24 protein-coding genes are annotated in these 23,215 nt (G+C 55.9%); 11 read left to right on the forward strand and 13 right to left on the reverse strand.

The annotated features are described in order from the left end of the window. Positions 1 to 70: 70 nt before the first annotated feature. The 3 genes from rpmG to radC (AR306_RS08190) all read right to left on the reverse strand — a co-directional run bounded on the left by rpmG (position 71) and on the right by radC (AR306_RS08190) (position 1,386). Positions 71 to 226, reverse strand: a complete 156-nt coding sequence (gene rpmG / locus AR306_RS08180; protein WP_101497088.1) for a 50S ribosomal protein L33 — start codon at positions 224 to 226, stop codon at positions 71 to 73. Between the two features lie 11 nt (positions 227 to 237). Further along, positions 238 to 474 (reverse strand): 50S ribosomal protein L28, encoded by a 237-nt coding sequence (gene rpmB / locus AR306_RS08185; protein ID WP_101497089.1) that lies wholly within the window; start codon positions 472 to 474, stop codon positions 238 to 240. Positions 475 to 711: 237 nt separating this feature from the next. Next, positions 712 to 1,386: a RadC family protein gene (radC, locus tag AR306_RS08190; RefSeq protein ID WP_101497090.1), complete on the reverse strand. Its 675-nt coding sequence runs from the start codon at positions 1,384 to 1,386 to the stop codon at positions 712 to 714. A 155-nt stretch (positions 1,387 to 1,541) separates the two neighbouring features. On the opposite strand from radC (AR306_RS08190), the gene coaBC reads away from it, so the two are divergent. From coaBC to argB, 4 genes are read left to right on the forward strand one after another with little or no spacing between them, the layout of a single operon-like run. Next, the gene (coaBC, locus tag AR306_RS08195; protein WP_101497091.1) at positions 1,542 to 2,756 is read left to right on the forward strand and encodes a bifunctional phosphopantothenoylcysteine decarboxylase/phosphopantothenate--cysteine ligase CoaBC; all 1,215 of its coding nucleotides are present in this window, start codon (positions 1,542 to 1,544) and stop codon (positions 2,754 to 2,756) included. Between the two features lies 1 nt (position 2,757). Further along, complete coding sequence (dut, locus tag AR306_RS08200) at positions 2,758 to 3,213, forward strand: dUTP diphosphatase (protein WP_101497092.1); 456 nt, start codon at positions 2,758 to 2,760, stop codon at positions 3,211 to 3,213. Positions 3,214 to 3,243: 30 nt separating this feature from the next. Then, entirely contained in the window at positions 3,244 to 5,787 is a 2,544-nt protein-coding gene (locus AR306_RS13640; RefSeq protein ID WP_101497093.1) for a phosphomannomutase/phosphoglucomutase, read from the forward strand. A gap of 14 nt (positions 5,788 to 5,801) precedes the next feature. Further along, entirely contained in the window at positions 5,802 to 6,698 is an 897-nt protein-coding gene (gene argB, locus AR306_RS08210) for an acetylglutamate kinase (RefSeq protein ID WP_101497094.1), read from the forward strand. A 77-nt stretch (positions 6,699 to 6,775) separates the two neighbouring features. Here the strand turns inward: argB and AR306_RS08215 are convergent, their stop codons facing one another. The 3 genes from AR306_RS08215 to pyrE all read right to left on the reverse strand — a co-directional run bounded on the left by AR306_RS08215 (position 6,776) and on the right by pyrE (position 9,673). Continuing rightward, positions 6,776 to 8,140: a KamA family radical SAM protein gene (locus tag AR306_RS08215; protein WP_101497095.1), complete on the reverse strand. Its 1,365-nt coding sequence runs from the start codon at positions 8,138 to 8,140 to the stop codon at positions 6,776 to 6,778. Between the two features lie 278 nt (positions 8,141 to 8,418). Continuing rightward, on the reverse strand, positions 8,419 to 9,003 hold the full coding sequence (locus AR306_RS08220; protein ID WP_101497096.1) for a DUF4124 domain-containing protein: 585 nt from the start codon (positions 9,001 to 9,003) through the stop codon (positions 8,419 to 8,421). Between the two features lie 25 nt (positions 9,004 to 9,028). Then, positions 9,029 to 9,673 carry an orotate phosphoribosyltransferase gene (pyrE, locus tag AR306_RS08225; protein ID WP_101497097.1) on the reverse strand — a complete coding sequence of 215 codons (645 nt, stop codon included), beginning with the start codon at positions 9,671 to 9,673 and terminating at the stop codon, positions 9,029 to 9,031. A gap of 223 nt (positions 9,674 to 9,896) precedes the next feature. Here pyrE and AR306_RS08230 point away from each other — a divergent pair, with 223 nt between their 5' ends. Further along, the gene (locus AR306_RS08230; RefSeq protein WP_101497098.1) at positions 9,897 to 10,676 is read left to right on the forward strand and encodes an exodeoxyribonuclease III; all 780 of its coding nucleotides are present in this window, start codon (positions 9,897 to 9,899) and stop codon (positions 10,674 to 10,676) included. An 88-nt stretch (positions 10,677 to 10,764) separates the two neighbouring features. Here the strand turns inward: AR306_RS08230 and rph are convergent, their stop codons facing one another. Beyond that, on the reverse strand, positions 10,765 to 11,493 hold the full coding sequence (gene rph / locus AR306_RS08235) for a ribonuclease PH (protein WP_101497099.1): 729 nt from the start codon (positions 11,491 to 11,493) through the stop codon (positions 10,765 to 10,767). A gap of 188 nt (positions 11,494 to 11,681) precedes the next feature. Between rph and AR306_RS08240 the strand changes: the two genes are divergently transcribed. Together AR306_RS08240 and AR306_RS08245 are read left to right on the forward strand one after the other, a co-directional pair. Beyond that, entirely contained in the window at positions 11,682 to 12,545 is an 864-nt protein-coding gene (locus AR306_RS08240; RefSeq protein WP_101497100.1) for a YicC/YloC family endoribonuclease, read from the forward strand. A 174-nt stretch (positions 12,546 to 12,719) separates the two neighbouring features. Then, on the forward strand, positions 12,720 to 13,928 hold the full coding sequence (locus AR306_RS08245; protein WP_101497101.1) for a tyrosine-type recombinase/integrase: 1,209 nt from the start codon (positions 12,720 to 12,722) through the stop codon (positions 13,926 to 13,928). Positions 13,929 to 13,991: 63 nt separating this feature from the next. Here AR306_RS08245 and AR306_RS08250 read toward each other — a convergent pair whose 3' ends face one another. Both AR306_RS08250 and AR306_RS08255 read right to left on the reverse strand, forming a co-directional pair. Then, positions 13,992 to 14,294, reverse strand: a complete 303-nt coding sequence (locus AR306_RS08250; protein WP_101497102.1) for a type II toxin-antitoxin system RelE/ParE family toxin — start codon at positions 14,292 to 14,294, stop codon at positions 13,992 to 13,994. After that, positions 14,294 to 14,590 (reverse strand): type II toxin-antitoxin system prevent-host-death family antitoxin, encoded by a 297-nt coding sequence (locus AR306_RS08255; RefSeq protein WP_338066593.1) that lies wholly within the window; start codon positions 14,588 to 14,590, stop codon positions 14,294 to 14,296. The genes AR306_RS08250 and AR306_RS08255 overlap by 1 nt, the downstream gene beginning before the upstream one ends. A gap of 468 nt (positions 14,591 to 15,058) precedes the next feature. On the opposite strand from AR306_RS08255, the gene AR306_RS08265 reads away from it, so the two are divergent. The 4 genes from AR306_RS08265 (at position 15,059) to radC (AR306_RS08280) (ending at position 18,850) form a co-directional block, all read left to right on the forward strand. Continuing rightward, positions 15,059 to 16,027 (forward strand): DUF932 domain-containing protein, encoded by a 969-nt coding sequence (locus AR306_RS08265; RefSeq protein WP_101497105.1) that lies wholly within the window; start codon positions 15,059 to 15,061, stop codon positions 16,025 to 16,027. 55 nt (positions 16,028 to 16,082) lie between these two features. Beyond that, positions 16,083 to 17,084, forward strand: coding sequence for a YqaJ viral recombinase family nuclease (locus AR306_RS08270; protein ID WP_101497106.1), 1,002 nt, complete (start codon positions 16,083 to 16,085; stop codon positions 17,082 to 17,084). 82 nt (positions 17,085 to 17,166) lie between these two features. Then, positions 17,167 to 18,132, forward strand: coding sequence for a recombination directionality factor (locus tag AR306_RS08275; protein WP_101497107.1), 966 nt, complete (start codon positions 17,167 to 17,169; stop codon positions 18,130 to 18,132). 217 nt (positions 18,133 to 18,349) lie between these two features. Next, a complete protein-coding gene (radC, locus tag AR306_RS08280) occupies positions 18,350 to 18,850 on the forward strand; it encodes a RadC family protein (protein WP_101497108.1) in 501 nt (166 codons plus the stop codon). Between the two features lie 672 nt (positions 18,851 to 19,522). On the opposite strand, the gene AR306_RS08285 is transcribed toward radC (AR306_RS08280), so the two are convergent. The 4 genes from AR306_RS08285 to aadA1 form a co-directional block, all read right to left on the reverse strand. Next, complete coding sequence (locus tag AR306_RS08285) at positions 19,523 to 20,548, reverse strand: hypothetical protein (protein ID WP_133539717.1); 1,026 nt, start codon at positions 20,546 to 20,548, stop codon at positions 19,523 to 19,525. Between the two features lie 100 nt (positions 20,549 to 20,648). Then, complete coding sequence (locus tag AR306_RS08290) at positions 20,649 to 21,149, reverse strand: hypothetical protein (protein WP_133539715.1); 501 nt, start codon at positions 21,147 to 21,149, stop codon at positions 20,649 to 20,651. Between the two features lie 75 nt (positions 21,150 to 21,224). Then, positions 21,225 to 21,773 (reverse strand): superinfection exclusion B family protein, encoded by a 549-nt coding sequence (locus tag AR306_RS08295; RefSeq protein WP_101497111.1) that lies wholly within the window; start codon positions 21,771 to 21,773, stop codon positions 21,225 to 21,227. Positions 21,774 to 21,843: 70 nt separating this feature from the next. After that, complete coding sequence (aadA1, locus tag AR306_RS08300) at positions 21,844 to 22,635, reverse strand: ANT(3'')-Ia family aminoglycoside nucleotidyltransferase AadA1 (RefSeq protein WP_001206316.1); 792 nt, start codon at positions 22,633 to 22,635, stop codon at positions 21,844 to 21,846. Positions 22,636 to 23,215 lie beyond the last annotated feature (580 nt).

Raw genomic sequence — 23,215 nt, forward strand, 5'->3', positions numbered from 1 at the left:
AACGGACAAGCTGCGGGCTGCAGGCACAAAAAAGCCCGCACGAGGCGGGCCTTTTCTGAGGGCGCATCAATTACTTGATTTTGCCTTCCTTGTAGATCACGTGCTTGCGGACAACCGGATCATATTTCTTGATTTCCAGTTTTTCCGGAGTAGTACGCTTGTTCTTGTCGGTGGTGTAGAAGTGGCCGGTACCGGCGCTGGACACCAGACGAATCAAATCACGCATGATGCTGCTCCTTAGAACTTGACGCCACGAGCACGCAGCTCGGACAGAACGGTGTCGATGCCACGCTTGTCGATGACACGCATGCCTTTGGCAGATACGCGCAGACGTACGAAACGCTTCTCGGACTCAACCCAGAAACGATGGTACTGCAAGTTTGGCAGGAAACGGCGACGGGTTTTGTTCATGGCGTGGGAAACGTTGTTCCCCGTAACCGGACCCTTACCGGTTACTTGACAAACTCTTGACATGCCTCAGCCCTCTAGAACCACATGCCCAACCCGGCATGGGTTGGCTGTTGAAAACGTATTATCTTGCAAGCCATTGAAAATGCTTTGCTTTCAATGAAACTTCCATCTCTGCAGACCCGCCAGGCAGCGCTTCCCGTGATGCACAGGTACACAAGGCCACAGACCGGGTCTGGAACGAAGTCGCACTTTATAGCAAAATCCGCCCGCAACAGCAAGCGTTGCGATAAAATTTAACTCTCACATCCAGCCGTACTCGACCATGGACAGCGGTTCGCCATCACCCACGATGAAGTGATCGAGAATCCGCACATCCACCAGCGCCAGCGCTTCCTTCAGGCGCTCGGTCAGCATCCGGTCGGCCTGGCTGGGCTCTGCCACACCCGACGGATGGTTGTGACTCAGAATCAGCGCCGCCGCATTGTGCGCCAGCGCCCGCTTGACCACCTGCCTCGGATACACACTGGCACCGTCAATGGTGCCATAGAACAGCGGCTCGAAGGCCAGTACCCGGTGTCTGGTGTCCAGAAACAGGCAGGCAAACACTTCGTGCGGCTCATGGCGCAACCGCGCCTTGAGAAAATCACGTACCGCCTGCGGGCTTTCCAGTGCCGACTCGCGCTTGATGGTCGCCTCCAGATGTCGTCGACCCATTTCCAGCACCGCCTGCAACTGGGCGAACTTGGCCGGCCCCAGCCCCAGATGGGAAGTGAATTCGTCCTGGTCCGCCTCCAGCAACTGACGCAGGCCACCGAACTCTCCCAGCAACCGGCGGGCCAGCTCGACCGCACTGCAGCCCTGCACCCCGGTGCGTAAAAAAATTGCCAGCAACTCGGCATCCGACAGTACCATCGCACCCGAACGCAGCAGTTTTTCGCGCGGACGCTCATGTTCCGGCCACAAACGTATGCTCATTGCGCATACCTCCTTGTATGTCTGCGGGGCTTGCCACCCCGTCCCTGATCGCATACCGACAGCACTACAGCCACTGCTGTTCCGGCAGCTTCCTTGTGCTATCTTAATGCAGTTTTGTAAATTTACCATCCACATCTCTGTAACAGGACGATTTCATGCAGCGCCTGGCCAACAAACGCATCATTCTCGGCATTGGCGGTGGCATTGCCGCCTACAAAGGGGCAGAGCTGGTGCGCCGCCTCAAGGATCTGGGTGCAGATGTCCGCGTGGTCATGACCCGCAGCGCACAAGAATTCATCACCCCCCTGACCCTGCAGGCACTGTCCGGCCATCCGGTTCATCTGGACCTGCTCGATCCGGCTGCCGAGGCGGCCATGGGCCATATCGAGCTGGCCCGCTGGGCCGACCTGGTGCTGGTGGCGCCAGCCACCGCAGAAATCATGGCCCGTCTGGCCCAGGGCAATGCCAACGATCTGCTCACCACCCTGGTGCTGGCCACCGACGCCCCGGTGGCGCTGGCACCGGCCATGAACCAGGCCATGTGGCGCGACCCGGCAACACAGCATAACGCCCAGGTGCTGACACAGCGCGGTGTGCGCCTGTTCGGCCCGGCAGCCGGCAGCCAGGCCTGTGGTGATATCGGTCCCGGCCGCATGCTGGAACCCGATCAGCTGGCACAGCACGCCGCCGAATGCTTCGAATCCGGTCTGTTGACCGGCAAGCACGTACTGGTCACCGCCGGACCAACCCGCGAGGCGATCGATCCGGTGCGTTACATTACCAATCACAGCTCCGGCAAGATGGGCTTTGCCGTGGCGCGCGCCGCAGCAGAAGCCGGCGCCCGCGTCACCCTGGTTAGCGGCCCGGTACAGCTCGCAACTCCGGAACGAGTGGACCGCATCAACGTCACCAGCGCCCGCGAAATGCTGCTGGCCTGCGAATCGGCCATGCCTTGCGATATCCTGATTGCCACCGCCGCAGTTGCCGACTTCCGCCCGGAGCTGCCCGCCGAGCACAAGCTGAAAAAGGACCCGGGCAGCGCTGACGGCATGTTGCTGCAGCTGGTACGCAATCCGGACATTCTGGCATCACTGGCGCAGCGCAACGACCGGCCGTTCAGCGTCGGCTTTGCCGCAGAAACACAACACCTGCTGGACTACGCTGCCGGCAAGCTGCGCGACAAGAATCTGGACCTGATCGTGGCCAACGATGTCTCCAACTCCAGCATCGGCTTTGACAGCGAAGAGAACGCCATCACCGTGATCGACCGCTCCCATCGCCAGACCCATTTTGCCCAGACCAGCAAAAGCAAGATCGCCAACCAGCTGATCGGGCTCATTCACCAGTACCTGAACAAGGACGAACCCTGACATGCACGCCATCCAAGCCAAAGTTCTCGACCCGCGCCTGGGCAGCGAATTCCCCCTGCCTGCCCATGCCACTGCCGGCTCGGCCGGACTCGACCTGCGCGCCATGCTGAAAGAGGCCGTCACACTGAACCCCGGCGATACCCTGCTGATTCCCACCGGCCTGGCCATCTACATCGAAGACCCGGGCCTGGCGGCTGTCATCCTGCCGCGCTCAGGGTTGGGCCACAAGCACGGCATCGTGCTCGGCAACCTCGTCGGCCTGATCGACTCCGACTACCAGGGCGAATTGATGGTCTCCTGCTGGAACCGCGGCCAGAGCAGCTTCACCATCGAACCGGGCGAGCGCATTGCCCAGCTGGTACTGATACCCGTGGTACAGGCACAACTGCGGCTGGTTGACGATTTTGCCGCCAGCGAGCGTGGCAGTGGCGGGTTTGGCCACACAGGCAAACAATAAAACTGGCCAGCAAGCCGGCACGGAGGTTTCATGAAGCTCAAGAAGACAGCTGCCAACCCGAAGTCCAAAGCCCGATCCGGGAAGAAAAAGCGCCACATATCCCCCATGGGTGCCGCCCTGCTACCTGTCCTGCTGGGATTACTGGCCATCTGCGCCCTGTTGCTACAGATCAACCAGTCCGCCACGGAAGAGCAGACCAGCTGGCAGACCGGCAACCTGGCCAACGCCTACAAGCAACAGCTTGAGCTGCTGCTTGACATTACCGAGGCCGGCAGCAGGACATTTGCCGCCAGCCCGGCCCTGGTCCGCGCCATTCTGAGCCAGGACCAGGACACCCTGGCCCGCCTGCAGCGCGAGTGGGCGCAGACGCCATACCTGTCATCGGTGGTCATCATGACGCCGGGCAGTCTTGCCGACGCCGCTCTGGGCTTCGCCGCCCTTGACCACCTCGGTGTTGCGGCAACCAATCAGCAGTCAACGCTAGAATATGTAACCAGTGACGGCAAACAGCTGTTTTACCAGGCCAGCCCGGTATTGCACCCGCAGCAATCAAGGGTGATCGGCACCCTGCTGCTGGTCTATGACGCCAAAGCCATGCTCGACAGTCTGTCTGCTCCTGCCCTGTCAGGCGCCTGGCAGGTACGTCTGCAGCAACAGCTGCCACAAACACCACAACTTGAGCTGTATCGTGCCGGCCCCGGCCTGCAGTCATCTGCAGCACAATCCTTCAAGACAGGACACCCGTACTGGAGCCTGTCGGTCGGCATGGACAGCCCCGAACTGCTGGACAACCCCAGGCTGGTCCAGTATCTCGCCCTGCCGCTGATCCTGCTGCTGAGCGCCGTCGCTGCACTGCTGATCCTGCAGGGCCGTTTGCGCAAACAGCTGGCTGAAGATGCCCGCCTGCTCGCCGCCGCAGTGATCGACTCCGGCAAATTATCCGCCATCGGCCCGCTGGCAACAGCCGGACTCTCCCCTCTGGTCGAAGCACTGCAGAAGCATCAACAGCGTGCAACCGCCAAACCCGCCGCCACGCCAGCGGCAGCTGCCCCGCTGCCACAAACGGCACCTGCTGCCGGACAACCGCAAACGGCATCAGTCAAACCCTTTGTATTTGACGAAGCGCTCGAAATCGACATTCTCGATATGGAACTGGACGAAAACGCCCTGCATGACATGCAAGAGTCGCCAGCCAGCCCGCCAGCCATGGATGCGACAATCTTCCGCGCCTATGACATTCGCGGTATTGTCGGCCAGAATCTGGATGCCGATACCGCTTACTGGATCGGCCGTGCCGTCGGCAGCGAGAGCATTGCCCAGGGCGAAGCCCGGGTCGTGGTGGGCCGCGATGGCCGCCAGTCCGGCCCGCAACTGCTGGAGGCCCTGACCCGTGGACTGACCGACACCGGCTGTACCGTACTCGACCTGGGCATGGTACCCACACCACTGGTGTACTTCGGCACCCACCAGCTCGATGCCACCTCCGGCGTCATGGTGACCGGCAGCCACAACCCCCCCGACTATAACGGCTTCAAAATCGTGATTGCCGGCGTGACCCTGGCCAGCGAACGCATCCAGGCCCTGTACCAGCGGATTGCCAACCAGGAGCTGCTGCAAGGCAGCGGGGCGGTCCAGCAGGTTGACCTGCTGGAACAATATATCGATCACATCACCGACGATGTGGCCATCGGCAACCCGCTCAAGGTAGTGGTGGACTGCGGCAATGGCGTAGCCGGTGTGGTTGCGCCCCGACTGCTGGAAAACCTTGGCTGCATCGTCACCCCGCTGTATTGCGAGGTTGACGGCACCTTCCCCAACCACCATCCCGATCCCGGCAAACCCGAGAACCTGCAGGACCTGATCCGCAAGGTCGAGGAAACCGGTGCCGACCTTGGCCTGGCCTTTGACGGCGACGGTGACCGCCTCGGCGTGGTGACCAACAGCGGCGAGATCATCTATCCCGACCGCCTGATGATGCTGCTGGCCAAGGATGTGGTGTCCCGCAACCCCGGCTGCGACATTCTCTATGACGTCAAGTGTACCCGCCGCCTGGCCGCGCTGATCAGTCGCTGCGGCGGCCGGCCGGTGATGTGGAAAACCGGCCACTCGCTGATGAAAGCCAAGATGCGCGAAACCGGTGCCCTGCTGGGTGGCGAAATGAGCGGGCACATCTTCTTCCAGGAGCGCTGGTTCGGCTTTGATGACGGCGTGTATGCCGCTGCCCGCCTGCTGGAAATCCTGAGCATGGAGAATGACAGCGTGGACCGGGTGTTTGCCCGTTATCCGGTCAGCCCGTCCACTCCCGAACTGACCATCGAAGTCACCGAGGACAGCAAATTCGCCATCATCGAGGCGCTGCAAAAATCGGCCGACTGGGGTGACGGCAGCCTCACCACACTGGACGGCATTCGCGTCGACTACCCCAAAGGCTGGGGCCTGATCCGTGCCTCCAACACCACGCCCATGCTGGTACTGCGTTTCGAGGGCGATAGCGAAGACGATCTGCAATCCATCCAGAACCTGTTCCGCGACCAGCTGCTGGCGGTCGCTCCCGATATTCACTGGCCATTTTGACACCGGAGCCATCCATGACCCTTAACCGCCAAGACGCGGCCCACGTGGCCGAAGTACTATCCGAAGCCCTGCCCTACATCCGCCGCTTTGTCGGCCAGACGCTGGTGATCAAATATGGCGGCCATGCCATGGAAAGCGAGGAGCTGAAAAACGGCTTCGCCCGCGATATCGTGCTGATGAAAGCGGTCGGCATCAACCCGGTGGTGGTGCATGGCGGCGGCCCGCAGATCGGCGAGCTGCTCAAGCGCCTCAACATCGAAAGCCGCTTTGTCGACGGCATGCGCGTCACCGACAGCCAGACCATGGACGTGGTGGAAATGGTGCTCGGCGGGCTGGTCAACAAGAGCATCGTCAACCTGATCAACAGCCATGGCGGCAGCGCCATCGGCCTGACCGGCAAGGATGCGCGCCTGATCCGTGCGCGCAAGCTGAAAGTCACCCGCCAGACACCGGAGATGACCAAGCCGGAAATCATCGACATCGGCCAGGTCGGCGAGGTCGCCAGCATCAACAAGGACCTGCTGCACATGATGGTGCAGGGTGACTTCATCCCGGTCATCGCGCCGATTGGCGTGGGTGCCGATGGCGAGTCTTACAACATCAACGCCGATCTGGTGGCCGGCAAGGTGGCCGAGGCGCTGAACGCCGAAAAACTGCTGCTGCTCACCGACATTGCCGGCCTGATGGACAAGCAGGGCAACGTCCTGACCGGCCTGAATACCGAGCAGGTCGACGCCCTGATCGAGGACGGCACCATCTATGGCGGCATGCTGCCCAAGATCGGCTGCGCACTGGATGCGGTACAGGCCGGCGTACGCAGCGCCCACATCATTGATGGCCGAGTACCCAATGCCGTCCTGCTGGAGATCTTTACCGACTCCGGTGTGGGTACGCTGATCACCAACAGCTAAGCCCCCGCCAACTGCCGGACACAAAAAAGGCCGCAGCCCCCACGGACTGCAGCCTTTTTCGTTCATCACACCCGAAGTCAGGCGCCAGCCTGCTCCTGCATGGCATTGTATTCATCAGTAAAGAAAAACTTCTCTTCGCCAAACGCCGGTACCAGGTCGTCAAACCAGGTGGCCTCGGGGTCGTACTTGGCAAAGAAGATACGCTGAACCCAGTCCGGGTTGCGGCCCTGGATAAAGCGCAGAATGAACACCTTCTCGCCGTTGATCACATCAATACCCTGGATTTCCACCTTGCCGGGGCCGGCACTCATCGACGGGCCACGGGCGGTACGCGCCAGGCCGGAGACCTGCTGAATGGCCTCACGGTAAATCTGCCAGGTGCGCTCCAGCGGCACCTCGAAGTAGCGCTTGGCACCGGTGTCACGCTCGACAAACATGTAATAGGGCACGATGCCCAGCCGTACCTGAGTACGCCACATGCGCGCCCAGACATCCGGATCATCATTGATGTGCTGGACCACGGGGGCCTGGGCACGAATGACGGCTCCTGTTGCCTGGATGCGCTTGATCGCTTCACGCACGATCGGCGTTTCCATTTCACGCCAGTGGTTGAAATGGGCCATCAGCGCCACATGCTTGCCACCACGCACCAGACGGGTGAACAGCGCCAGCAGCTCGTCGGCATCCGGGTCGGTGACAAAGCGCTGCGGCCAGAAGGTCAGGGATTTGGTGCCGATGCGGATGGTCTGCACATGATCCAGCTCGGGGCGCATCATGCCGTCCAGATAGCCCTTGAGATGATGGGTTTTCATCACCATCGGGTCGCCACCGGTGATCAGCAGGTCGGTCACTTCCTTGTGCTGTGCCAGATAGCGATGCAGGCTGTCAGCCTCATTACTGGCAAAACGCAGCTCCTTGTCACCAATGAACTGCGCCCAGCGGAAGCAGAACGTACAGTAGGTATGGCACACCTGGCCCTGACTGGGAAAGAACAGCACCGTTTCACGGTACTTGTGCTGCATGCCGGGCAAGGGTTCGCCATCGAGCATGGGCACGTTCATTTCCTGCTGGCCGGCGGGGTGCGGGTTGAGTTTTTCGCGGATGTCGTTGGCAATCGCCTGGATTTCGCTGCGCTCGGCTTCACGCATGAGCGCCTCGGCCATGCGGTCGTAATCTTCGGGAGCGAGCATGCCGCGCTGGGGAAAGGTCAGCTGGAAAATCGGATCAGCCGGAATGTTGTTCCAGTCGATCAGCTCGTCAATCACATACTGGTTGACACGAAACGGCAGCACATTGGCCACCACGCGCATTTCAAAACGCTGTTCTGCCGTCAGCTGCTGTAGCGGTGCGATCCGCTCCAGCTGCCGTTCGGTGTACACCACAAATTTGGTGTTTTGCGTATAGACCTCATCCGAGGCTCTTGTTTTTATCAATCGAGTCATGGGTACTCTCCATATTCATGGCAAGCACAACCACCTGAACGGCGGCCCGACGCTGCTTGCCCGACTGGGTATCCCCGCAGGGAAAAGACAATTACCTTGGGTAATCAAGAGCGGCCCGGGCAGTCTGGCAGACAGCCCGCATGGCCAATCACATGGGACACATGGGTTCCCACAAAGTCCGGAAACATTCCGGCCAAAAGAACGCCTTTTTAGAAAAGGACGGGCAGGGTACTGCAGTTTTTTTGCAGACTCAATTTTTTTTGCCGCGTTGAATCCATCTAGCGGGAATTCAGCAGCTGTTCCAGGCGCCGTTTGTCGACCGCAAATTCAGCCGCTACATCGAGCTTGAGCTGCTGGTAGCGATCAATTTCCTGCAGGTAGACGCGCTCCCTCTGCTCCAGGGCAGCAATCTGTTCGAGCAGCGCACCGGGTACCTCGCGTCCGGCGCGCTCGTGGTTGCCGGCATCCTTGAGCAGCACCGACTTGTCTTCCTGGATATCGGTCATATTGCGGCGCACCAGACCGATAAAGGAGTCTATTTCCATTTGTTTGCGCGCTTCGGCCCGTTCCACATCGGACACCTGGCTATACAAGCGCAACAGTTGACGGTCGATGTCCGCCTGCTGCTTCTCTTCCTGCAACAGGCGGTGCTCTTCAGGGGTCAGCGCACGCGGCACCACCCGTATCACACGGCCATGTTCGTTGATCACCTCATAGCCGTTGCCAATCACGCTGGAGGGTACGCCCTGGCGGGAAATCACCGTGACGCCATTGGCGTCCACGTAGCGGTAGTATTCCACCGCCTGGGCCGCACCGCAGGACAACAACGCCACCAGGGCCCATCCATTGCGTATTCTGGTCATGATGCATTCTCCGTTTTTCGCCCGCTCAGGCAATGCCGTAAGTATCCCGGTAACGTTGCACCGCAGGCAGATAAGCCTTCAACCGGGGGTCTTCTGCCAGGTACTGCATAATCTGCTGCAGGGAAACAATGCTGATCACCGGCATGCTGAAGTCACGCTCCACCTCCTGGATGGCCGACAGTTCACCCTGGCCACGCTCCTGCCGGTCAAGGGCGATCAGCACACCTGCCGCCTGTGCGCCTTCACGCCCGATGATCTGCATCACCTCGCGAATGGCGGTACCGGCAGTGATGACATCATCGACAATCATCACCCGCCCCTGCAAGGGCGCGCCTACCAGCACCCCGCCCTCGCCATGATCCTTGGCTTCCTTGCGGTTGAAGCACCATGGCCGGTCCTGGCCGTGTTCACCAGCCAGCGCCAGCGCCACACTGGTCGCCAGCGGGATACCCTTGTACGCGGGCCCGAACAGCACATCGTACTCCACGCCACTATCCAGCAAGGCGCGAGCATAAAACTGACCCAGCCGGGCCAGTGCCAGCCCGCTGTTGAACAGGCCGGCGTTGAAAAAATACGGGCTGACACGCCCCGACTTGAGCTGGAACTCACCAAAACGCAATACACCGCGCTCAATGGCAAAACGGATGAATTCCTCTTGATAATCTTGCATAACGGACCTTGATCAAAACAGGAACAACATAAAAATCACACAGACAGGGCACAGAATACAACATTCCCTGCCATCCTCCGGCATGACGGTAACATTTTAACCGCTCCGGCAACGAACTGCACTGGCTGCCGGCAATCGGTGCAAATCACCAGCTCCCGCTTTTCCTTAGCCAATTCCATACGGCTTAGGTATCATACTCGCAGTTTTTTTCCAGAGACCAGCCATGCGCATCATCAGTATCAATGTTAACGGACTGCACAACGCCGTTGCCTGCGGCCTGCACGACTGGCTCGGCCAGCAGGATGCCGACGTCATCTGCCTGCAGGATACCCGCATTGATGCTGCCGAGATTGAGCACCCGGAACTGCAGCTGCCCGGCTACCAGGCATTTGCCAGCTCCGGCGAGCAGCCGGAGCAAGGCGGCGTGGCCCTTTACACCCGCGTCCAGCCCCGGGCCATCATCACCACGCTGGGCTTTGAATCGGCCGACCGCTTCGGCCGCTACATCCAGGCTGATTTCGACAAGATCAGCATCGGCAGCCTGCTGTTTCCCAACGGCCGTGCGGACGATCAGCAGCTCAATGAAAAATTCAGGTTCATGGAAGACCTGGGACGCTACCTCGACAAACAGCGGCGCAAGCGGCGAGACTACATCTACTGCAGCTCGGCGTTTATTGCCCACCAGAAATTCGACGTCAAGCACTGGCGCGATTGCCAGCAAACACCCGGCTTCCTGCCCGCTGAACGTGCCTGGCTGGATGAGCTGGTACACGACATGGGCTACATCGACGCATTGCGCGAAGTCAGCCGTGAAGGAGACCAGTTCAGCTGGTGGCCAGACAGCGAGCAGGCGGAAATGCTCAACCTGGGCTGGCGCTTTGACTACCAGCTGCTAACCCCCGGGCTCAAGCGCACCGTACGCAATGCCCGTCTGTTCCGCCAGCCGCGCTTTTCCGAACACGCACCCTTGCAGGTGGATTACGACTGGACGCTGAGTTTCTAGCCAGTACCAGGTTGCACGCCCGACAACAGGTATCTGCCGCATCATGACGCGCCACCACCCGGCAGTTGCCGGGTGGTTTTCTGCAATCTCAGCCTTCCAGCGCGTTGTGCTGCAGCGCAAACAGCTCGGTGATGCCTTTTTCAGCCAGCGCCAGCATGCTGTTGAACTGTTGCGCATCAAAGGGAGCTCCTTCGGCGGTTCCCTGCACCTCGATAAAGCCGCCGGCATCGGTCATGACCACGTTCAGGTCGGTTTCGGCAGCCGAGTCTTCCGGATAATCCAGGTCCAGCACCGCCCCGCCCTGATAAATGCCTACCGATACTGCGGCAATCCGCTGTTTCAGCGGCAACGGCTTGTTGGCGCTCAGCCAGCCACGCTGCTGCATGACAGCCAGTGCATCCTCGACCGCCACCATCGCCCCGGTAATCGCCGCCGTGCGGGTACCGCCATCGGCCTGGATAACATCACAGTCCACGGTCAGGGTATAGTCGCCCAGTGCAGACAGATCCACCGCCGCCCGCAGCGAGCGCCCGATCAGGCGCTGGATTTCCAGCGTACGGCCACCCTGCTTGCCACTGGCTGCCTCGCGACGGGTGCGGTCACCGGTGGCACGGGGCAGCATGCCATATTCGGCGGTCAGCCAGCCCTGGTTCTGGCCACGCAGAAAACGCGGCACGCCGCTTTCCACACTGGCGGTGCAAATCACCTTGGTCCGGCCGAACTCGACCAGCACCGAACCTTCGGCGTGACAGGTATAGTTGCGGGTGATCTTTACTTCTCGCAGCTGATCTGCGGCACGGCCACTGGGACGGCTCATTGGTTTTTCCCCTGAAAGTCCGGATGACGCAGCGGCCATGATGCCGCTGCCGATAAAGTTTCCGGACAGTATAAAGGATTAACCCCGTCACCGCCCCGATGTCGGCAAGCCGGAAAAACACATTTGCCGACTGCAGGCCGGCGGCAATCAGGCTAGACTGTCGCCTTTGCCATCACCGAGGACACCCCATGACCCACAGCATGACCGCTTTTGCCCGCCAGGAACTCAATGGCCCTTACGGCACCCTGACCTGGGAAATACGCTCGGTCAATCACCGCTACCTGGAGCCGCACCTGCGCCTGCCGGAAAGTCTGCGCAGTCTTGAGGGCCCGGTGCGCGACCTTCTGCGCAAGGGACTGTCACGGGGCAAAATCGAATGCAGTCTGCGGCTGGTGGAAGCCGAGACGGCAACCGGCGGCGGCCTGAACCTGGAGCGCGCCCGTGAAGTGGTGGCTGCCGCCGAGCAAATCGCCGCGCTGATCAGTCAGCCGGCAGCACTGGATCCGCTGCAGGTCATGCAGCAGCCGGGCGTACTCAGCCGGCCCGAAGCCGATGGCGAACAACTGCAGACGGATGCCCTGCAGCTGTTCAACCGGACACTGGCGCAACTGAAGGACAACCGTGCCCGCGAAGGCGTGGAGCTGGCCCGCCTGATCAGCGAGCGGCTCGACAACATCGAACAGGAAACCCGTACGCTGGCCGAAGCCATTCCCGGTATGCTGGACGCCCAGCGCCAGAAGATCCTCGACCGCTGCCAGGAAATCGCCCTTGAAATCGACCCGCAGCGGCTGGAGCAGGAACTGGTGATGCTGGCCCAGCGCAGCGATGTCGCCGAAGAGCTCGACCGCCTGCACACTCACCTCAATGAAGTGCGTCACGTGCTGGGCAGCCAGCAGCCGGTTGGCCGCCGACTGGATTTCCTGATGCAGGAGCTGAATCGCGAGGCCAATACCCTGGGCTCCAAGGCGATTGATGTGCGCACCACGCAGGCCTCGGTCAACATCAAGGTGCTGATCGAGCAAATGAGAGAGCAGATCCAGAATATCGAGTGACATCTACAGCCATCCATAGCTTTCCTACAACCCACGCAATACAAGGACTATAGATAAAACCCTGTCCACCCAGATCCACCCCCACCCACCACCATCCACCAGATAATGGTGGGTATATCGGTGGGCATGCTAGCATTAACCATGAATAGAGTGGTGGGTAAATAGAGGTGAGAAATGGGCAACCTGACTAGCAAAGCAGTGCAGGCAAAAATCAAGGGGGCACCGGGCCGCTTTTCAGACGGCGGGGGGCTTTATCTGGTAGTACCGAAAGCCGGTCGGGCTTATTGGATGCTGCGCTTCACATCCAATAAAAAGCGTAAAGAAATGACGCTCGGCAGGGTTGAGGACCTGTCTCTTGCAGACGCAAGAACAGAAGCAACACTGAAAATGCAGCAACACCGTCAGGGTCTTGACCCCCTCATCGCCAAGCAGCGATCCCAGCTCGAATCAATTCGCAGCGTCGACGACCTTTTTGCAGACTGGCATGAGGGCAACATCAAGCGCCTGAAACACCATCAGATACCCTTTCGGGTTTACTCAAAGGACATCGCACCGGTTATAGGCCAGATGCGACCAGAAGCCGTCACCGGACGCGACATACAAAGGATTTTACGTAACATCATCGAAAGCAATCGACCAACCATTGCCAACGACGCCTTGCTGTATTGCAAGCAGCTGTTTAATCACGGCATAAAACTGGATGTGGTCGCCGGCAATCCGGCCAGCGCTTTTACAGCGAGTGATGCGGGCGGCATAGAAAAAAGCAGAGACAGAGTCCTGACGCTAAAAGAAGTCACCTTTGCCTTTAAAAAATTCCGAGAAGAAACAGATAGCTTTACACGTGACAACTATCTTGCCTGTGCGCTGTTGCTGTCATTAGGCGTTAGGAAAAGCGAGCTGACTGAAGCAACCTGGAACGAGTTCGACCTTGATGGCCAGACCTGGTATCTACCCAGCGAACGAAGCAAATCCGGGGCAGCTATCGATATCCCATTGCCCGACTTGTCTATCGAGTGGCTAAAAGAGCTGAAGGTACGCTCGTTTGGCTCCGCTTACGTGCTCCCAAACAGAAGGACAAGCAAAGTGCCTCATATGGGCAAAGACACCCTGAATAGAGCAATATCAAAACTGTTTGGCAGAGAGCCCGGCAGAGCGGTGCAACCCGAGAACAAAATGGGAGAGATCGAACATTTCACAGTTCACGACCTGCGTCGCACCTGCAGAAGCCTGCTGGCATCAATCGGCGTGCCTGGCCATGTAGCTGAGCGCTGCCTGAATCACAAATTGAAAGGCGTAGAAGGCATATACAACCGCCACGACTATTTTGATGAGAGAAGAGATGCGTTGGACAGGCTTGCCCAGCTACTTGCTCCGCTTATATAGAGCTTTCTAGCGTGTCCGCGTATCGGTCAACCACCTTGGTAGCCGATACCGTGTAAATCCCGCCTAGCGCCCTTTCAGATGCCCTGCTGGGGTCATACGTTGGTGCAGCACCGCAAACACCACCAGCTGATTCTTCTCCAACCTGTAGTAGAGCATGTGGCTGCCGTACGGAAAGCTGAACACCCCGCCGTCTACATCCTGCCTGGCCAGCCCCTGAGCAGGAAACTCAGCAAGCAGCCTGATAGTGCTCTGCATACCTTCGAGGTACTTTCTGGACTGTTCCTGCCCCCACTGCTGCACGGTATAACGACGAATTGCCGTTAAATCCTGCTGAGCATCACGGGTTAAACGAAAAGCCGCTGCCATCAGTCATCGTTTCCTTGCAAGAGCTGGTCAAAGAACTGGCCGCCATCAACGGTATCCCCTGCCGCGATCTGCTCCCTCGCCCGCTCCGCCCTCAAACGCAATAACTCCAGCTTCAGTTCATCCGTACTCACAAAATCCTCGGACGATACCAATACTGCCACCGGCTTGCCGTGCTTGCTGATGTGTACGGGCTCTCGCTGAGACATCAGCAATACCTCACCAAATTTCGTTTTTGCTTCGTTTGCTGTCATTACAGGTCTAGACATTGCACACCTCGCCCTAAACGCTCGATTCATTCATATCGAATGATTTGACCAATTTAAACCAAGCCTACCACGTCTCTCGGCCAACCGTCGCTCCGGTTTATCTTATTCAAAAAAATTACAGTCACACATTACTGTCATGACGATGACGTCATCATCCATTGGAGTCTTGATCATGACAGTACGATGCCCACATTGCGGCTCAACAAACACACACCAATCATCCAGCATCACCACAACCACTGCGGGTGCCGGAGCGATAGGTGGCATAGCCACAGCCGTTTCCAAAACCCTCGGCAAAGGCATTCCTGCCGGTGGGGCCGTTCAGTTTGCTGCCGGAATCATCATCAGCAGTATCTTCTCTGGTTTGGCAGGCACCCTGCTTGGGGCCAAAGTCGGCTCAGAGCTGGAGCGTTCCATGCCGCCCAAGCATCACTGCAATCAGTGCGGCCACAGCTTTACCTCAATGAAACAACTCAGCTAATCATAAGGAGAAACCCCATGGCTCATTTAGTCGAACAGATGGCCTATGCCGGTGATACACCTTGGCATGGGTTAGGCAATCAACTCTCGCCCAAGCAACCCCTTGAGGTCTGGCGGCGGGAAGCCGGGATGGATTGGGAAATCCTTGATAGCCCGGTTCACTTCAAGTCAGAAGTGCACGGCCCTTTGGGTGCCATTCATACATTCCCTGAACAACGTGTCCTCTACCGCTCAGATACCAAAACGGCTCTGTCGGTAGTGTCCAATCGTTATCAGGTGGTACAGCCCCGTGATGTGATCGAGTTCTATCGTGACCTGACCGAGGTATCCGGGTACGAACTGGAAACAGCGGGCGTGCTCAAAGGCGGACGCAAGTTTTGGGCGCTGGCACGTACCGGCCTGGACTTCGCTTTGAAAGGCAAAGATCAGGTGAACGGCTATCTGCTCCTGGCAACGTCCTGTGACGGCACCATGGCCACCACCGCAACACCGACCACTGTGCGTGTGGTGTGCAACAACACCCTGACCGTGGCCATTGATGGCGCACCCCGTGCCATCAAGGTTCCACACAACACGATCTTCCAGCCTGATGTGGTAAAGCAGGATCTGGGCATTGCCGTTTCACAATGGGACGACTTCAAGTACCAGATGCGCCTGCTCTCTCAACGCAAAGTCCGCTGGAAGGAAGCCATGGCCTACTTCATGGATGTGGTATGCGACATTGATGAAGAAGCCCCAGTACCTGAAAAGATCCCCAACGAACGTGGCCTCAAGCGGGTTCAGGATCTATTTGATGGTGCTGGTCGTGGTAGCGATCTGGAGTCAGCCCACGGGACGGCCTGGGGCATGCTCAGTGCAGTGACCGAATACGTTGATCACCATCGGCAAGCTCGCAATAACGATTACCGGCTGGATTCTGCCTGGTTCGGTAACGGTGCGCTGATGAAGCAACGTGCGCTGGATTCTGCGCTGCGCTTGGTTGCTTAACCCTCTCCCAACCCTGCGTTTTACCCCCAATATTCAACTGAAACTGGAGTGCATTATGGAAGCTCATAAATTGCAGCCTACGGCTGTGCCTTATCGTGCGCTACGTCTGGTGAACACCAAGGACATGGAGCGTGAAGAATGGCTGAAAATCCGCAAACAAGGCATTGGCAGCTCGGATGCTGCAGCGGCTATCGGTCTTAACCCTTACAAGTCACAACTGGAGCTCTGGATGGAGAAAACCGGGCGTGACAAGGAGCTACCCAAGCCTGACCCGGATGACGATACAGCCCCTGTGTTTTGGGGAACCGTCCTGGAGCCGATTGTGGCTGTGCAGTATGCCAAGAAGACGGGAAACAAGGTGCGGCGCATCAATGCCGTACTGCAACACCCTGACCCGGACTTGCACTGGATGCTAGCCAACATCGACCGTGAAGTTAACGGAAGCCCGGAAGTACAGATCCTGGAGTGCAAAACGGCAGGCATTAACGGGGCTCGCCTATGGAAGGAAGGCGTTCCCGAGTATGTACAGGTGCAGGTCATGCACCAACTGGCTGTGACAGGCAAGCAGGCCGCTGATGTGGCCGTGCTGATTGCCGGGCAGCAGCTGGAAGTGTTTCGTATTGACCGTGATGAAACCATGATTGCCCAGCTCATCGAGCTGGAAAAGCAGTTCTGGCATTACGTTGAAACGGATACGCCACCGCCTGCTGACGGCTCTGCATCGGCTGATCAGGCACTGCGTTGCCTCTTCCCACGGGATGATGGCGAAGTTCTCGATCTTACGGACAACCCTGAACTCAACCAAGCCTACGAAGAACTGAAGCAGATTCGTCGTGAAATTGCCGAGCAGGAAAAACTGGAAGCGTCCCTCAAACAAAAGCTGCAACAAGCCATGGGCGAAGCGTCCAAAGCTGTATTTACCAGTGGCTTTGTTACCTGGCGTAAAGCCAAGGACAGCCTGACGTTCAACAGCTCTGCCTTGCTCAAGGACTTGCCTCATCTTCAACAGAAGTACCAAGAGCTGCGTAAAGGCAGTAGACGTTTCTTGATCAACTGAATCAGCACCTATCACACAACACAGCATAAGCCCCCCAGCCGCGCCATGCAGCTGGGGGGCTTATGCGTTTGGGAGAAAGAAAATGCTCAAAGGTTTAGCTATCACACCGCCTGTCGCCGGGCGGATTACGATTGGTCGTGTCGTTGAAAAGAACGGTAAACGGCTGCCAGAAAAAGATGATCAATTCACTATCACCACGCAAATCCAGCATCGTCTGGAATGGTTGCTTCATCCGTTGAATCTGACACTGCGTGGTTCCAATCAGGAGGAAAAGCTGCGGCGTATTCCTATTCGGTTCATGTTCAACGATCCATCGTTAAATTTCCGTGCTGACTACAGTCTGTTTGATCGCAGCAGCGGCAGGCCCATGTGTGTTGGGGACGGGGACACCTGCAAACGCATGACCAACGAAGGTCTGCAAAACCTGCCCTGCCCCGGTGCGGATCTTTGCCCACTGGGTCAGCATGGTGGCTGCAAGCCCTATGGTCGGCTGACAGTGCAGATTGATGACGGGGAGAACACCGACAGCTTTATTTTTCGCACAACCGGCTTCAACAGTATTCGTACCCTATTCGCCCGGCTGCACTACTTCAGTGCGCTGTCCAACAACAAGCTAGCCTGCTTACCGCTGGAGCTACGGTTACGGGGTAAATCCACTCGAATGAGTCATGGAACAGCCATTTTCTATGCCGATATCACCCTACGCAGTGACATGAGCATGGAAGAAACGCTGATCGCTGCTAATGCCCTGCATGAACAACGACTGGCCGCAGGCTTTAACCAAGACGCGCTGGATGCAGCGGCTCGCCAAGGGCTGAATAACGGCACATTTGAGGATGATGAAGATGATGTCGCCAGCTTGGTGGAAGAGTTTTACCCAGAACAGTCAGCTATTAGTGAAAAAATAACAAAAAACACCGGTGAACGTCTGCTCCAAACCACCAACAATCTGGCTGCCAAGCTGGAACACAAAGTACGCAGCCAAGCAGACCAAAGGCATCTGCCTGCCCAACCAAGCAACCCCGCTAACGGTGAGGCTCAGCCATGAAGAAACAATCAAAACCGGCCCTGCCCCTAACCTGTATCCACTGTAAACAAGCAGTGGCCATCCCTGATTTTGTTAAGCCGGGCCAAGTCTGGGTAGGCACATGCAGCAACGGGCACAAGGCACTGTATAGCTGCCCTGCACCCCACGAAACTCAATAAACACTTGCCCCCATAACAGCCGCCCAACCGAGGCGGCTTTTTTATATCTGGAGAAAACCATGCAATATCACAAACTGAAATCTGGCCAAGAGCCCGGCACCTACATCATGGAAAATACCTTAGTCACCGAGGAGGATATTCTGACCATCGCAAAACAGCTGTCACGCAAACGCCTAAGCCGTGGCCGGGCAATTACCAACGCAACCGATGTCAAGGAACACTTACGTAATCTGATGCACGAGTACGAAAGCGAAGTCTTTGCCATTTTGCTGCTTGATACCAAACATCGCATCCTGGCCTTCAAGGAGCTCTTCTACGGCACGATTGACGGAGCCTCGGTCTACCCGCGTGAAATCGTCAAACTGGCCTTACAGCACAACGCAGCGGCTGCCATACTGGTGCACAACCATCCATCCGGTGATTCAACCCCAAGTCAAGCCGATAAGCTGCTGACCAAGCGACTAAAAGAGGCTTTGGGGCTGGTTGATGTTAGGGTGCTGGACCATATCGTGGTGGGGACAGAAGGGGCTACGTCCATGGTGGAGTATGGATGGATGTAGCAAGAAACAAACCCAGCACTTTCTGTTGCTGGGTTTATTTTTTTGCTTCGACTGTGCTTGGTTTAGAGTGTAGCGGTCTAATACCCATGTAAGCGAGAATAGACGCCACAGAGAGGTGTTTATAAAAGCAGGGGCTAATCACTAACAACACAGATGTCGTCCTCCTATATCAGGATAGTTGTCACTATATTTAGCCTCAAGCAGCCTGTTGTTTCAGTCTTTTTTCCGGATTCAGTGCCACAGGTCCAACCGGCTGACAACTTGTAACCGAGCGAGAGCATCAATGAGCCGGGTTGGCCAGTTTGGCCTGTTCCGCACCGCTTTGCCCTGAGCTAACAGTGCCTTATCTTTGCGCTGATGACGTTGTGCAGGTGTAACAAAGTTAATCTTGCTGTAACGGTGCCCGTTATTTTACCAGCGTATAAAATATTCACTTCAGCCAGCACAGACGTTTAAGGGCCATTGTGGGCGGTACCTCAACACCCATCGATAAACGCCTTATCATTGCTGACTCAGGCGCGGCTGCATGACAGCTCATCGCAGATACCTTTTACCGCCAGTCTGGTGAAATTTTTTTTGGAGGGGAGGTGACAACTATCCTGACAGAGGGGGGCTTTAGCCGGTCCCGAGTGAGCGAAGCGAGCGACTTGAACCACTTGTTAAGCGTGCTCTTCAGTAATCGCATATACCTCTTAGGATTTTTCGCCTAGGCAAAAAAAATTGATCTGTCAGTGTCCGCATATAGTTACTTATTTTTCTGTCGTCTTCGTTGACGCCCCGCCAAGAGAATGGGACATTTGTGTTTTGCAAGCTCTCGATAAAAGTGACTTGTGTCAAGGCTAAAAATATCCTTGCATAATTTGAGGGCTCATTAAAATCGTTTCTTAACAAGTGAACCACGAGGTGACGATTAAAACCATTCAAGCTGCCGCCTCTATGACTTGACTTGTATAGTACACCGCTAAAAAATAGACGAAAAGCATTGATAACATCACATTGGGGATTGGTATGCGTAAAGAAATCAATCTCTACTTGTTTGTTATATCCTTTTCCGGGGTGCCATACATATTGGGATAAGCGGCCTCTGCCCCATGTCAAGATTAATTCTTTGAGGCCTTTTTCAAATTCTGCTGCACTAACATTAGATGGATCTTTGTTAAGCACCTTTCTCTGGATGTTCCTTAAGCCGGCCTCAAATACAGGGAACAAGGACATGATCGCAATATGATCAAGCCCTAAATAATAGGCCTCGATCGACTCAAAGATGATTGTTTTATACTCGCTGAAGGATTCGCTTGCGCAGAGATATTTATTGAAGTATGCGGCTGCAATTTCTGAAGTGAATGTTTCGTGCAGCCATAAGTTTGCTTCATTGAGTGGTTTTTGTGAATTCTGTATGCGATGAATGTCTTTTACTAAAGTTCCTTCGCCTACATAGAGGGGTACAGGTATTGCTAAATCTAGCATTCGCTCTTGCAGGCCAGTAACACGCCCCCATCGGCTATTTAAATATCGTATTGGTCGCTCAGTTACAAAACATAATCCTTCATCCGTCTGGATTGAAAAGCCATTTCTTCCGATGTTAGAGGCTGTGACTTCAACCTCAATAGAGTTGCACTTCCTGAATGCACTCTGAATTTGCTCGATTGTGAGCTTTGGTTGCCGGCAAAGTTTTCTTAATGTGTTCTCATACTTCATTTGCGGGCTTCCAATCGCTTAACGCCGCACACAAGGGCGGCCAAATAAGTGTAGCGTTTTGGCTGTCCCAGCGACCAACGGGAGCGATTGCTGTGCCTTGTTAGGCTTCACTATCGCCAACGAATTCAGTCACTTCTAATAGCTTATCCATTAACTCACGCATAATAACCCCCAGCTCATGAATTTCTTGGGTGTATTTTTGAATTTCATCGAAAACAAAGGTTTTACATTCTATTTTTGGCGCCTTTACTTTGATTGATTGCCTCAAGAATTGAAGCGTTTGATCATCGTTGATTTTAACCAAGTGTCCATGCAGCAACCAATTTCTATAATCTGCTAATTCTGACATCTGCTCGAAGTATGGTAAGTAAGGGCTTAAAAACTCCATCTGCTTTTTTTCTTTAACGCCCTCTATCAAGTATTTAAGCTTCGCCGAGAAGGTCTTCGGCCTGCGGTCCTCTAGTGATTTACCTTCAAAATAAATGTGAGTCAGCGAAATACATCCGTCCACAATTAGTTCAAGGTATGACCAGGAAAGAGTGAGCCTACCGATGCATTCAGCAATTGCTCGTCGTCTTTGAGTATTAATATCTTCGCTCATTAGCCTAACACATAAGTTAAGCCGCGCCGCGAAGCGGCGTCGGCTTGAATGAATTGTTAGCCATCCTCAGCAGATTCACCAGCCCCAATCCCGTTTGTCCGTGCGGTAAGTATTCGTCGTGCCTTGCAGCACTTGTGGATTGGCCTGGATGTAGTCCCACGCAACATCCGTGATGTTGTGGGCGAAGCCTTCCACCAGACTTCCGGTTGAGGCGGAACGATAAATGATGCGGTTTGCCACCAAGCCTTGCACTACCCCATCATTGATTTTGAGCATGTTGGCGCGGGTTTCTTTGGCGAAGTAGTACCGTAGTATTTGCTTCTCGTCTTCATTCAATGAAGATAGTTTTTTAACTATATGTCTCCGCACACGACGCTCGAATATTCGTTCCAAAATCCATACCCAACAAGCTCCAATAGCAGAGACGCCCCAGAGAGTGGCACTAACAAGAAACGTCAGGCCGAGCCATTGGCGATGCGTTTCTGCGAAAGCATTGATGCCGATCCGCTGGAGCCAAGCGTCCGGAAGAAACAATAAGGCGCCAGCAATGAGGGCGACCGCGATAAGGTAACGCGGCGCAAGCTTAAGGAACTCAAGGGCTGTTTTGGCGAAGTCGGCAAGCATATGATTGATGGCTAACGCTTGAGTTAAGCCGCGCCGCGAAGCGGCGTCGGCTTGAACGAATTGTTAGACATTATTTGCCGACTACCTTGGTGATCTCGCCTTTCACGTAGTGAACAAATTCTTCCAACTGATCTGCGCGCGAGGCCAAGCGATCTTCTTCTTGTCCAAGATAAGCCTGTCTAGCTTCAAGTATGACGGGCTGATACTGGGCCGGCAGGCGCTCCATTGCCCAGTCGGCAGCGACATCCTTCGGCGCGATTTTGCCGGTTACTGCGCTGTACCAAATGCGGGACAACGTAAGCACTACATTTCGCTCATCGCCAGCCCAGTCGGGCGGCGAGTTCCATAGCGTTAAGGTTTCATTTAGCGCCTCAAATAGATCCTGTTCAGGAACCGGATCAAAGAGTTCCTCCGCCGCTGGACCTACCAAGGCAACGCTATGTTCTCTTGCTTTTGTCAGCAAGATAGCCAGATCAATGTCGATCGTGGCTGGCTCGAAGATACCTGCAAGAATGTCATTGCGCTGCCATTCTCCAAATTGCAGTTCGCGCTTAGCTGGATAACGCCACGGAATGATGTCGTCGTGCACAACAATGGTGACTTCTACAGCGCGGAGAATCTCGCTCTCTCCAGGGGAAGCCGAAGTTTCCAAAAGGTCGTTGATCAAAGCTCGCCGCGTTGTTTCATCAAGCCTTACGGTCACCGTAACCAGCAAATCAATATCACTGTGTGGCTTCAGGCCGCCATCCACTGCGGAGCCGTACAAATGTACGGCCAGCAACGTCGGTTCGAGATGGCGCTCGATGACGCCAACTACCTCTGATAGTTGAGTCGATACTTCGGCGATCACCGCTTCCCTCATGATGTTTAACATGTATTAGACCGCCTTCCACATAAGCCAATCACCGTGAAGGCGGTATAACCCGATGCGACTAAATCTCTATTTATCGATTAAAGCATAGGGGTCAACCACTTACAAGACCATATTTTTAATAGATTATTTTCGCTTGACCTACCCCCAGCAGAACACTGCTTCTCCATATAGCAAAAGGAAATTGCTACGCCCCAGCCCTCTACCTCTAGTAAACGCTGAAAAAATACGCTTTCAAGCAATACCATCTACCACTCCACCAGCTGGTCAGCCTTAGTCGCCACGCCATATTTCACGCTGCTATCCAGAGCAGCGAGTTTTATCTTGCTCAGTCAGACGCAGGTCTTCAGTGAACAAACTACTTTTGGTTTCCGCCAAAGGCAATATCAGGCAATAGCTTGACGCAGACCCAGATGCAGCTGGAAATACAGGCCTAGTCGCCTGTGAGGCCAAGCATTTACGTGAAACGGCCAGTCCTGGATAAAAGCCAAACTGGCTTCTATCTAGTAAATCCTCACCTAAACGTGCACACTCTATCCCCATAATTTTCCACGATATTTTACAAGGAGTC

Source organism: Thiopseudomonas denitrificans (assembly GCF_002866065.1).
GTDB classification, from domain to species: domain Bacteria; phylum Pseudomonadota; class Gammaproteobacteria; order Pseudomonadales; family Pseudomonadaceae; genus Thiopseudomonas; species Thiopseudomonas denitrificans.